At 67.1% G+C, this 10,124-nt stretch carries 13 protein-coding genes; 2 read left to right on the top strand and 11 right to left on the bottom strand.

Features of this window, described 5'->3' with window-relative positions:
- The first annotated feature begins 313 nt into the window (after positions 1-313).
- A complete protein-coding gene (locus VQ042_RS18815) occupies positions 314-925 on the top strand; it encodes an alpha-ketoglutarate-dependent dioxygenase AlkB (protein ID WP_331821853.1) in 612 nt (203 codons plus the stop codon).
- A gap of 30 nt (positions 926-955) precedes the next feature.
- Here the strand turns inward: VQ042_RS18815 and coaA are convergent, their stop codons facing one another.
- The 9 genes from coaA to hisB all read right to left on the bottom strand — a co-directional run bounded on the left by coaA (position 956) and on the right by hisB (position 6,712).
- Positions 956-1,912: a type I pantothenate kinase gene (gene coaA, locus VQ042_RS18810; protein WP_331821855.1), complete on the bottom strand. Its 957-nt coding sequence runs from the start codon at positions 1,910-1,912 to the stop codon at positions 956-958.
- Positions 1,912-2,244, bottom strand: a complete 333-nt coding sequence (locus tag VQ042_RS18805) for a phosphoribosyl-ATP diphosphatase (protein WP_331821852.1) — start codon at positions 2,242-2,244, stop codon at positions 1,912-1,914. The genes coaA and VQ042_RS18805 overlap by 1 nt, the downstream gene beginning before the upstream one ends.
- Positions 2,245-2,296: 52 nt before the next feature.
- Positions 2,297-3,082 (bottom strand): imidazole glycerol phosphate synthase subunit HisF, encoded by a 786-nt coding sequence (gene hisF, locus VQ042_RS18800; protein WP_331821851.1) that lies wholly within the window; start codon positions 3,080-3,082, stop codon positions 2,297-2,299.
- A gap of 176 nt (positions 3,083-3,258) precedes the next feature.
- Positions 3,259-3,732, bottom strand: coding sequence for a Uma2 family endonuclease (locus tag VQ042_RS18795; protein ID WP_331821850.1), 474 nt, complete (start codon positions 3,730-3,732; stop codon positions 3,259-3,261).
- Between the two features lie 62 nt (positions 3,733-3,794).
- The gene (gene hisA / locus VQ042_RS18790; protein ID WP_331821849.1) at positions 3,795-4,535 is read right to left on the bottom strand and encodes a 1-(5-phosphoribosyl)-5-[(5-phosphoribosylamino)methylideneamino]imidazole-4-carboxamide isomerase; all 741 of its coding nucleotides are present in this window, start codon (positions 4,533-4,535) and stop codon (positions 3,795-3,797) included.
- Positions 4,536-4,617: 82 nt separating this feature from the next.
- Positions 4,618-4,833 (bottom strand): hypothetical protein, encoded by a 216-nt coding sequence (locus tag VQ042_RS18785; RefSeq protein ID WP_331821848.1) that lies wholly within the window; start codon positions 4,831-4,833, stop codon positions 4,618-4,620.
- A gap of 98 nt (positions 4,834-4,931) precedes the next feature.
- Positions 4,932-5,585: an imidazole glycerol phosphate synthase subunit HisH gene (gene hisH, locus VQ042_RS18780; protein WP_331821847.1), complete on the bottom strand. Its 654-nt coding sequence runs from the start codon at positions 5,583-5,585 to the stop codon at positions 4,932-4,934.
- A gap of 4 nt (positions 5,586-5,589) precedes the next feature.
- Positions 5,590-6,081, bottom strand: coding sequence for a DUF2628 domain-containing protein (locus VQ042_RS18775; RefSeq protein ID WP_331821846.1), 492 nt, complete (start codon positions 6,079-6,081; stop codon positions 5,590-5,592).
- 22 nt (positions 6,082-6,103) lie between these two features.
- On the bottom strand, positions 6,104-6,712 hold the full coding sequence (gene hisB / locus VQ042_RS18770) for an imidazoleglycerol-phosphate dehydratase HisB (protein WP_331821845.1): 609 nt from the start codon (positions 6,710-6,712) through the stop codon (positions 6,104-6,106).
- A gap of 174 nt (positions 6,713-6,886) precedes the next feature.
- On the opposite strand from hisB, the gene hslV reads away from it, so the two are divergent.
- Positions 6,887-7,453 (top strand): ATP-dependent protease subunit HslV, encoded by a 567-nt coding sequence (gene hslV / locus VQ042_RS18765; RefSeq protein ID WP_442880130.1) that lies wholly within the window; start codon positions 6,887-6,889, stop codon positions 7,451-7,453.
- A 114-nt stretch (positions 7,454-7,567) separates the two neighbouring features.
- On the opposite strand, the gene VQ042_RS18760 is transcribed toward hslV, so the two are convergent.
- Together VQ042_RS18760 and rpsA are read right to left on the bottom strand one after the other, a co-directional pair.
- Positions 7,568-8,173 carry a GNAT family N-acetyltransferase gene (locus VQ042_RS18760; RefSeq protein ID WP_331821844.1) on the bottom strand — a complete coding sequence of 202 codons (606 nt, stop codon included), beginning with the start codon at positions 8,171-8,173 and terminating at the stop codon, positions 7,568-7,570.
- Between the two features lie 129 nt (positions 8,174-8,302).
- Positions 8,303-10,003: a 30S ribosomal protein S1 gene (rpsA, locus tag VQ042_RS18755; protein ID WP_331821843.1), complete on the bottom strand. Its 1,701-nt coding sequence runs from the start codon at positions 10,001-10,003 to the stop codon at positions 8,303-8,305.
- Between the last annotated feature and the right edge of the window lie 121 nt (positions 10,004-10,124).

Below are 10,124 nucleotides of genomic sequence, written 5' to 3'. Positions count from 1 at the left end.
GGATGATCTCTGGCGCGCTGTCGGCGATATCTGCGCCCTCTTCACATCCGACGAATGCTGGAATTATTTCAAAGCTGCAGGCTGCGTTGCAGATTAATCGCCCGACGCTCTAGCCTTCCGTGATCTCAGCGCCCATTGCAGTTAGCATCGCCTCGATGTCGCGCCAGGCGATGTTGCCGGATGTGGGTTCGGCGAAGACTGCGGCCAAGGTGTCTCGATGCTTCCTGTCATGGCGAGATGATACGAAGCAATATCATCAAGAAACCTGGAGCGCGGAGCTGGGAATCCCCGTCCAGGGCCTAGATCTTGGCGTATGAACGTCCTGCCCAAAGGGATCCGGCATATTCCCGGCCATCTCTCCTGCGACGAACGGGTCGCGCTCGTCGATGTGATGCGCGAGGTGGTGGCCGCGGCGCCGCTCTACCGGCCGCAGATGCCGCGCACCGGCAAGCCCCTGTCGGTGCGCATGACCAATTGCGGCGAACTCGGCTGGGTGACGGACCGGGCCGGCTATCGCTACCAGCCGGCGCATCCGGTCATCGGCAAGCCCTGGCCGGCGATCCCGCCCAAGCTCCTGGACATCTGGGAGGAACTGGCCGCCTTCGACCATCCGCCACAGGCCTGCCTCGTCAATTTCTACGAGGACACCGCCAAGATGGGCCTGCACCAGGACCGCGACGAAACGGATCTGTCGGCACCGGTCGTCTCGATTTCGCTCGGCGACGACTGCCTCTTCCGCGTCGGCGAAACCACGCGCGGCGGCCGCACGACCTCGCTCAGGCTGCATTCCGGCGATGTCGTCGTGCTGGGCGGCGAGGGGCGCCTCGCCTATCACGGCGTCGACCGGATCTATCCGGCGACCTCGACGCTCCTGAAGAAGGGCGGCCGGATCAGCCTGACCCTGCGCCGGGTCACGCCGGCCTGAGCCGGCCCGTCCGGCTGGCGCGCTCGGCGCCTATAGCTTGCGCAACGCCACCTGTTCGATGAGGTGGTCCGGGCCCTTGCGCAGGATCAGGTCGGCGCGTGGCCGGGTGGGCAGGATGTTGGCGTGCAGGTTGATCTCGTTGATGTTCGACCACAGGCCCTGGGCGATGGTCAGCGCCTCTTCGGGCGAGATCAGCGAATAGCGGTGGAAGAACGAGCCGGTCTCGCGGAAGGCGGTCTCGCGCAGCCGCATGAAGCGCTCGATGTACCAGCGCCTGATGTCGACCTCGTGGGCGTCGATGTAGATCGAATGGTCGAAGAAGTCCGAGACGAAGGGCACCGCCGTGCCGTCCGCCGGCATGTCGCGCACCTGCAGGACGTTGAGGCCCTCGAAGATCAGGATGTCCGGCCGGTCGATCGTGACCTTCTCGCCCGGCACGACGTCGTAATAGAAATGCGAATAGACAGGGGCCTCGACCCGCGGCACGCCGGCCTTGATCTCCGACAGGAAGCGCAGGATCGCGCCGATGTCGTAGCTTTCCGGGAAACCCTTGCGCTGCATCAGCCCTTCGGCCTGCAGCACGGCGTTGGGATAGAGAAAGCCGTCGGTTGTGATCAGATCGACCTTGGGCGAGGTCGGCCAGCGCGCCAGCAATTCCTTCAGGACGCGCGCCGTGGTCGACTTGCCCACGGCGACCGAGCCGGCGATCCCGATGATGAACGGCGTCTTCTGGCCGGAAGCCTCGGCCAGGAAGCTCTGGCGCTGCCCGAACAGCAGCTGCGAGGCCTCCACATGGGCATAGAGCAGGCGCGAGACGGCGAGATAGATCCGCGCCACCTCGTCCAGATCCACCGGATCGCCGATCGAGCGCAACCGCCGCACCTCGTCGGCTGTCAGCGTCAGCGGCGTATCCGCACGAAACTTCGCCCATTCGGCCGACGAGAAGATCCGGTAGGGGGAGAAACGCGATGGGGCGAGCTGGTCCATCATCCGGTGGAAATGTCGGGCCGCCCCGCCTTTTCCTGGAGCCCGGTCTGGGTCGTGCGCCGGCCGAGCTCGGCCATCACGGCCGAAACCGGGATGTGACGCAGATGCAGTGTCACGAGAAGATGGTAGAGAAGGTCGGCGGTCTCGCTGGTCAGCCGCTCGTCGTCCTGCGAGACGGCGGCAATCACGGTCTCGGTCGCTTCCTCGCCGAGCTTCTTGGCCACATGCGCCATGCCCCTGGCGGCCAGCGAAGCCGTATAGGAGCCCGCATCGTTTGAACCGGCGCGCGCGGCGACGATGGTCTCCAGATCGGCAAGCGTGAAATCGGTCATGATGCCCTTTCGTAAGCCGGCGTCGCGCGATGCGATTCCGCCGAAGCTTCGGTCAGTCCGGCGGGTCGAGCCGCATCGGGATGCCGGCGGCGGCCATATGGGCCTTGGCTTGCCCGATCGTATAAGTGCCGAAGTGAAAAATCGAGGCGGCGAGAACGGCCGTCGCGTGGCCGTCGCGCACGCCCGCGACGAGATGGTCGAGCGTGCCGACGCCGCCGGACGCGATCACCGGCACATGGACCGCGTCGGCGACCGCCCGGGTCAGCTCGATGTCGAAGCCGGACTTGGTGCCGTCCCTGTCCATGGAGGTCAGCAGGATCTCGCCGGCGCCGAGCGAAACGACGCGCCGGGCGAAGTCCACGGCATCGATGCCGGTCGCGGTGCGCCCGCCATGGGTGAAGATCTCCCAGCGCGGCGAGGCGCCATCCTCGGCCACGCGACGGGCGTCGATGGCCACGACGATGCACTGGTCGCCGAACTTGTCGGCGGCCTCGGCCACGAATTCCGGCCGCTTCACCGCGGCGGTGTTGATCGACACCTTGTCGGCGCCCGCCAGGAGCAGCTTGCGCACGTCGCCAACGGTGCGCACGCCACCGCCGACGGTCACGGGCATGAAGCACTGCTCGGCCGTGCGCGCCACCACATCGAAGATCGTGTCGCGCTCGTCGGACGAGGCAGTGATGTCGAGAAAGCAGAGCTCGTCCGCGCCGGCGCTGTCATAGGCGCGCGCAGCTTCCACCGGATCGCCGGCATCGACCAGACCCTCGAAATTCACGCCCTTGACCACCCGGCCGTCCTTGACGTCGAGGCAGGGAATGATGCGTGCCTTCAAGGTCATGGGCGGGGGGCCTTGCTGTCGGTAGGGCAGGACGGGACGGATCGGGACGGCACGGGCAATGTCCGGATTGGGAAGAACGGCGAATGTGCCGCCTTATGCGATGCCGCGATAGAGGTGGGCAAGGGCCAGCGTGATTCCCAGCCCGCGAAGGGCCACGCTCTCGTCGCCGCCGGCAATCATCTCGGGCCGCCGGAAGGCGCCGTCATCGCCCCGGCTCCACAGCCAGACGCGGGCCTCGTCCTGGGACAGGACGAGATAGTGGCCAGCGAAGGCAGGGCCGTGTACTCCTCGGCCTTCTCGCCGAAATCGACCGCCAGCGAGGCCGGCGACAGGATTTCCGCCAGGAACACCGGTTCACGCGCGGAAAGATCCTGGCCGCTGCCACCGGCGCGATCGACGAAGACGTCGGGATAGCGAATGCCGGCCGGGGTGCGCACGGCGAAGCCGGCCGATCCGATGTCGTATCGTCCGTCGTCCAGGAGGCCGACCAGGGTCGCGGTGAGCCGTCCGGCGAGCTTGGCGTGGTTGCGCGAGACGTCGACCATCATCTCGACGATCGTCCCTTCCACGAATTCGCGCTTCCCCTCGCGCCCTTCGTTCCAGCGCAGGAAATCGTCGGCCGTTCGGATGGCGCTCGCATGGATGTTCATGAGCCCAACATAGCCGCGAAACGCGCGGCCATGAAGACCGGTCGTCGGGCGATGCCAGCGTCTCAGCGGGCGGCGGCTAGGACGTCGAGTGCTTCCCGGGGGTCGATGCGGCCGTCATAGAGGGCCCGGCCGGAGATGGCGCCCTCGAGGCGCCGGGCGTCGGGCATGGTCAGGCGCACCACGTCGGCCAGCGAGGCGAGACCGCCCGAAGCAATCACCGGGATCGAGACCTGCTCGGCCAGATCGATGGTGGCCTCCCAGTTGATGCCGGTCAGGATGCCGTCGCGATCGACATCGGTGTAGATGACCGCCGCCACGCCGGCGTCCTCGAACTGCCGGGCCAGCGCGACCACCGTGAGCTCGGAGGTTTCGGCCCAGCCCTCGACCGCCACCTTGCCGCCCTTGGCGTCGATGCCGACGGCGATCTGGCCGGGGAAGCGTTTCGCGGCGGCGCGGACGAGGTCCGGATCGCGGACGGCGACGGTGCCCAGGATCACCCGCGCCAGGCCCTTGCCCAGCCAGCGCTCGATGTCGTCCATGGTGCGGATGCCGCCGCCCAGCTGCACCTTCATCTGCGAACCGACCGCGGCGAGGATGGCGTCGACCACCGCGTCGTTGACCGCCCGGCCGGCGAAGGCGCCGTTCAGGTCGACGACATGCAGATGGTCGAAGCCGGCGTCGCGAAATTCGCGGGCCTGGGCGGCCGGCTCGGCGTTGTAGACCGTCGCCTGGTCCATCAGGCCGAGCTTCAGGCGCACGCACGCACCGTCCTTGAGGTCGATGGCGGGAAAGAGAATGGGCATGGGATCTCGCAGAAGGGTCGGGTAGACCGCTTCTTCCACCCTGGCGACCCGTCCGGCAAGCCCTGACGTGAACGAAGCGGCGCTACCGATCGCGCTGTTTACGGGCGCGCAGGCGCGGCGCGATGAGCCATGCGATCGGCGCGGCGATCACGAAGCTCGCCACCACCACGACCGGGATGATGTAGGGCCAGGCCTCGGAAATTTCCGGGAAGCTCAGCACCAGGATGATGCCGGCGCCAAAGATCACGGCGTTGGTCATGCCGTAGAGCAGCAGCGCGATTCGAAAACGGGTCGACATGGCTAGCCTCGGCGTCAGGAGTGGATCCTCCCCTGCGATACAGCGCCCGCAGCGTTGCCGTCTTGACATGGATCATGTCGGGGCTGCCGATCAGGCGGTCACGGCTTCCATTTCAGGAAGTTGGCGATCAGACCGAGCCCCAGCGTCTGGCTCTTTTCCGGGTGGAACTGGGTGCCGGCCTTATTGCCGCTGGCGACGATCGCCGTGACCGGGCCGCCGTAATCGGCCGAGGCGACGACGTCGGCCGGGTTGGTCGCGACGAGATGATAGGAATGCACGAAATAGGCGTGCAGGCCGGTCTCGCCGGTCGCGATCCCGGCGAGCAGGGCATGGTCGCGGTTCAGGCGGATGGTGTTCCAGCCGATCTGCGGCACCTTCAGGCTCGGGTCAGACGGTTCGATCCGCACCACGTCGCCGGGGATCCAGCCGAGACCTTCGGTGACGGTCTTTTCGCGGCCGTAGGAGGACATGAGCTGCATGCCGACGCAGATGCCGAGGAAGGGGCGTGCCTTCTCCTCCACCGCCTCGCGCAATGCCGCAGTCATGCCCGGCACGGCGTCCAGTCCGGCGCGGCAGTCGGCATAGGCGCCGACGCCCGGCAGCACGATGCGGTCGGCGCCGCGCACGATCTCGGGATCGTCGGTGAGGACGATCGCCGCATCGGTGCCGCTTTCGCGGACGGCGCGCTCGAAGGCCTTGGTGGCCGAGCGCAGGTTGCCCGAGCCGTAATCGACGATGGCGACGGTCTGCATGTGTCTATCGTTGCTCCATGGCACCGAAGAACCCGGCGCTGCGGGTCGAGGTTCCGCGCCGGCGGGCGAGCGATCCGGCTGCCGGCGCGGAAACGCCCCGTTCTGGGGTCTCAGCCGGCCGCGCATCTGCGGCGTAATAGGCAGGCTCGGCCTCGGCGCGATCACCCGCCAGGAAAGTGGCGCTTTCCCGCCAGCCCTTGCGGCGGTAGCGCCAGGCCCGAAGGCTCGGGCCTTCCAGCGCGACGAGGATGCCGACGAGAAGCTGCAGGAGGCTGGCGGCGAATGGCTGCCCGGCGGCGTCGCCCCAGAGGCTGATGGCGATCAGGACGGCGAGCGTCGCCAATCCCTCCAGCCAGAGCCGGTATCGCCACAGCCACAGGACGGTGAAGAGGAACGCCCAGAAGGAGAAGCTGTCGCGCACGAAGACCGCGCGATCGGAGCGGCCTTCGCCGGCCGTGCCCTGCGGCTCGAAGACGATGAAGCGCTTCAGGCCCATGGCGGTCCCGCCGGCTGCCGGGTCACGCCAGCGTGCCCTTGGTGGACGGCACCAGATCGGCCTGGCGCGGATCGATCGCCACGGCGTCGCCCAGCACCCGGGCCACCGCCTTGAAGCAGGTCTCGGCGACGTGGTGGGAATTGCTGCCGTAGAGATTGGTCAGATGCAGCGTGACGCCGGCATTCTGCGCCAGGGCCTGGAAGAACTCCTGAACCAGCTCGGTGTCGAAGCTGCCGATCTTGTGGCGTGCAAACTCCGCCCGGAACACCAGGAACGGCCGGCCCGACACGTCGATGGCCGCGCGCGTCAGGCATTCGTCCATGGCCAGGTCGAGCGAGGCGTAGCGGCGAATGCCGCGGCGCTCGCCCAGCGCCTGCCGGATCGCCTGGCCGAGCGCGATGCCGGTGTCCTCGACCGTGTGGTGGTCGTCGATGTGCCGGTCGCCCTTGGCCGAGATGTCCATGTCGATCAGCGAATGGCGCGACAGCTGTTCGAGCATGTGGTCGAAGAAGCCGACGCCGGTGTCGATGGTCGAACGGCCGCTGCCGTCGAGGTCGACACGCACGCGGATCGCGGTCTCGTTGGTCTGTCTCTCGACGACGGCATCGCGCCGCCCGGATGTCTGGCCCATCGCTCTCACCTTCGCGGGGGATTGTCCCGGCGCTCTTACCACCGCCCCATGGCATATGCCACCTCGGCGCCGCTTCCTTGGCAAGCCGGCCCCGAAGGCCCACATGGGACGCGGATCGGCGGTCGTTGCGGCTTTGGATAGCGCAGCGACCAGCCGGATGAAAAGGACAGCGGAATGAGCATAGAGAACCACGACCCGGCCACCATCTACGGCACCACCATCGTCACCGTGCGCAAGGGCGGCAAGGTGGTGATCGCCGGCGACGGCCAGGTGTCGCTCGGCAATACGGTGATGAAGGGCAATGCCCGCAAGGTTCGCCGGATCGGCAAGTCGGGCAATGTCATCGCCGGGTTCGCCGGCGCGACCGCCGACGCCTTCACGCTGCTGGAGCGGCTGGAAGCCAAGCTGGAGCAGTATCCGGACCAGCTGATGCGGGCCTGCGTCGAGCTTGCCAAGGACTGGCGCACCGACCGCTATCTGCGCCGGCTGGAGGCGATGATGATCGTCGCCGACCGCCAGGTGACGCTGACCCTGACCGGCAATGGCGACGTGCTGGAGCCCGAGTACGGCGTCATCGCCATCGGCTCGGGCGGCAATTACGCCCTGGCCGCCGCGCGGGCGCTGGCCGACACGGATTTCGACGCGGAGGAGATTGCCCGCCGCGCCATGAAGATCGCAAGCGAGATCTGCATCTACACCAACGACAACGTCGTCCTGGAAAGCCTCGACGAGGCCGAGTGAGGGCGTGGGGAACGCCGGACGGCGTTATCCGAGCGGCTTTGCCGGCGTGGCCGACTGCGGGCGCGCCGGCGGATCAACCTGAATTGTCCGGGCGGCAGACGCGCGGCGCGCGGCTCAGCCCTTGGCGAAAATCGGGAGATGCGGCGCCGCGTCGGGGGCAAACAGCCCGGTCAGGCGCGGATCGTCGGCGATCTCCACCATTTGGCGCACCGGTGTGAAGCCCGAGCGCCGGTAGAAGGCCATCGCCCTGGGGTGATCCATCGTGTTGGTGTGCAGCCACAGGCGCTGGATCGGCCGGGCGAAGGCCGCGGCGATGGCGCGGCCCATCATGAAGCGGGCGGCGCGCGTGCCGATCAGCGTCTCGGTGACGCCGAAGAACACGAGTTCGCAAGCACCTTCTTCGCGGAAATCCAGCTCCACCAGTCCTTCCGGGGACCCGTCGACAGTCAGCGCGTGGATCGCCAGGTCCGGATGCCGGATCGTGGCGGCCAGATCGTCGCCCGGCATTGCCAGCCGCGAATACCAGAGGTGATTGCCGCCGACGCGGCGATAGAGCGCTTCGTACCAGGCCGGGTCCGGCGCGGCGACGCGCTCGAAGCGCCAGTTCGCCTCGCCGGATAGCGGTTCGCGGTCGGCCGGCGGCGCGGTCATCTCGAGGATCGTGGCGATGGCGGCGATCTTGCCGGGCGGGATGGCGGTGAAGCCGTCGGGAAGCTGCATGGCGCTGCGCTCTCCTGGAAGAAGTCGGACAGGAAAAGGCCCGCGGCGATGTCTCGCCGCGGGCCTTGTTGATTCACGTGAAACATTGCGCGCCACCAGATGCGGCGCGCAATGCGAAGACCCTGGGGCCTATTCTTCGTCGCCGCGTCCCTTCAGGGCCGCGCCGAGGATGTCGCCGAGCGAGGCGCCGGAGTCGGACGAACCGAACTGCGCGACGGCTTCCTTCTCTTCGGCGATCTGCAGCGCCTTGATCGACACGCCGACGCGGCGCGCCTTCTTGTCGAACTGCGTGACGCGTGCGTCGATCTTCTGGCCGACCGAGTAACGCTCGGGGCGCTGCTCGTCGCGATCGCGGGCGATGTCCGAACGACGGATGAAGGAGGTCAGATCGGTATCGACGATCTTCACTTCCAGGCCGCCATCCTTCACTTCCGTGACCTCGCAGGTGACCACGGCGCCGCGGCGCACGTCACCGGCTTCCGCCGCCTCGACGAACGGATCGCCGCCGACCTGCTTCATGCCGAGCGAGATGCGCTCCTTGTCGATGTCGACGTCGAGCACCTGGGCCTTGACGAGGTCGCCCTTGTTGAACTCCTCGATGACCTGCTCGCCCGGACGGTTCCAGTCGAGATCCGACAGGTGGACCATGCCGTCCACGTCGCCTTCCAGGCCGATAAACAGGCCGAACTCGGTCTTGTTCTTGACCTCGCCCTCGACGATCGTGCCGATCGGGAACTGGTCGCGGAAGCTCTCCCACGGATTGGCGAGCGTCTGCTTCAGGCCAAGCGAGATGCGGCGCTTGTTCGGGTCGACCTCGAGAACGACCACCTCGACTTCCTGGGAAGTGGAGAGGATCTTGCCCGGATGGACGTTCTTCTTGGTCCAGGACATCTCGGAGACGTGGATGAGGCCTTCGATGCCCGGCTCCAGCTCGACGAACGCACCGTAGTCGGTGATGTTCGTGACGCGGCCGGTGACCTTGACGCCCATCGGGTACTTGACGCCGATGCCGTCCCAGGGATCCGCCTCGAGCTGCTTCATGCCCAGCGAGATGCGATGCGTCTCCTGGTTGATGCGGATAATCTGGACCTTCACCGTCTGGCCGATCTGCAGGATCTCGGTCGGATGGTTGACGCGGCGCCATGCCATGTCGGTCACGTGCAGCAGGCCGTCGATGCCACCGAGGTCGACGAAGGCGCCGTAGTCGGTGATGTTCTTGACGATGCCGTCGACCGTCTGGCCCTCTTCGAGGTTCTGGACGATCTCCGAACGCTGCTCCGCACGGCTCTCCTCGAGCACGGTCCGGCGCGACACGACGATGTTGCCGCGGCGCTTGTCCATCTTCAGGATCTGGAACGGCTGCGGGGTGTTCATCAGCGGGCCGACGTCGCGGATCGGACGGATGTCGACCTGCGAACGCGGCAGGAAGGCCACGGCCCCGTCGAGGTCGACCGTGAAGCCGCCCTTGACCTGGTTGAAGATCTGGCCTTCGACCTTCTCGTTGTTGTTGAACTTCTCCTCGAGGCGAACCCAGCTCTCCTCGCGGCGCGCCTTGTCGCGCGACAGGACGGCTTCGCCGAGGGCGTTCTCGATGCGCTCGACATAGATCTCGACGACGTCGCCGATCTTGAGGTCGCCGTCGGTGCCCTTGGGGCCGAATTCCTTGAGGGCGACGCGGCCCTCGACCTTCAGGCCGGCGTCGATGACGGCCATGTCTTTCTCGATCGCGACGACGGTGCCCTTGACGACCATGCCTTCGGCGACGTCCTGTTCATGGAACGAGGCTTCGAGCAGCGTGGCGAAATCTTCGCGCGGGGATACGTTAGACATTCCTACTCCTTGGGGACTCTCCCGGTATCGTCGAGAGAGCAGCGCGCCGTGGGGCGAGGCCCCGGGTCAGACGTTGCAATCGTCCGGTGTCGCGGTCCGGCCCATCCCGGCATTGACGGCG

It is taken from the genome of Aurantimonas sp. A2-1-M11, assembly GCF_036549475.1.
Classification (GTDB): Bacteria; Pseudomonadota; Alphaproteobacteria; order Rhizobiales; family Rhizobiaceae; genus Aurantimonas.
This window is presented reverse-complemented; position numbering and strand designations above follow the sequence as displayed.

Coding starts and splice junctions, on each gene's coding strand:
- VQ042_RS18815 (WP_331821853.1), top strand. CDS start 314: ATGAACGTCCTGCCCAAAGGGATCCGGCATATTCCCGGCCATCTCTCC.
- VQ042_RS18805 (WP_331821852.1), bottom strand. CDS start 2,244: ATGACCGATTTCACGCTTGCCGATCTGGAGACCATCGTCGCCGCGCGC.
- hisB (WP_331821845.1), bottom strand. CDS start 6,712: ATGGGCCAGACATCCGGGCGGCGCGATGCCGTCGTCGAGAGACAGACC.
- hisH (WP_331821847.1), bottom strand. CDS start 5,585: ATGCAGACCGTCGCCATCGTCGATTACGGCTCGGGCAACCTGCGCTCG.
- VQ042_RS18775 (WP_331821846.1), bottom strand. CDS start 6,081: ATGGGCCTGAAGCGCTTCATCGTCTTCGAGCCGCAGGGCACGGCCGGC.
- hisA (WP_331821849.1), bottom strand. CDS start 4,535: ATGCCCATTCTCTTTCCCGCCATCGACCTCAAGGACGGTGCGTGCGTG.
- hisF (WP_331821851.1), bottom strand. CDS start 3,082: ATGACCTTGAAGGCACGCATCATTCCCTGCCTCGACGTCAAGGACGGC.
- VQ042_RS18760 (WP_331821844.1), bottom strand. CDS start 8,173: ATGCAGCTTCCCGACGGCTTCACCGCCATCCCGCCCGGCAAGATCGCC.
- rpsA (WP_331821843.1), bottom strand. CDS start 10,003: ATGTCTAACGTATCCCCGCGCGAAGATTTCGCCACGCTGCTCGAAGCC.
- VQ042_RS18785 (WP_331821848.1), bottom strand. CDS start 4,833: ATGTCGACCCGTTTTCGAATCGCGCTGCTGCTCTACGGCATGACCAAC.
- coaA (WP_331821855.1), bottom strand. CDS start 1,912: ATGGACCAGCTCGCCCCATCGCGTTTCTCCCCCTACCGGATCTTCTCG.
- hslV (WP_442880130.1), top strand. CDS start 6,887: ATGAGCATAGAGAACCACGACCCGGCCACCATCTACGGCACCACCATC.
- VQ042_RS18795 (WP_331821850.1), bottom strand. CDS start 3,732: ATGAACATCCATGCGAGCGCCATCCGAACGGCCGACGATTTCCTGCGC.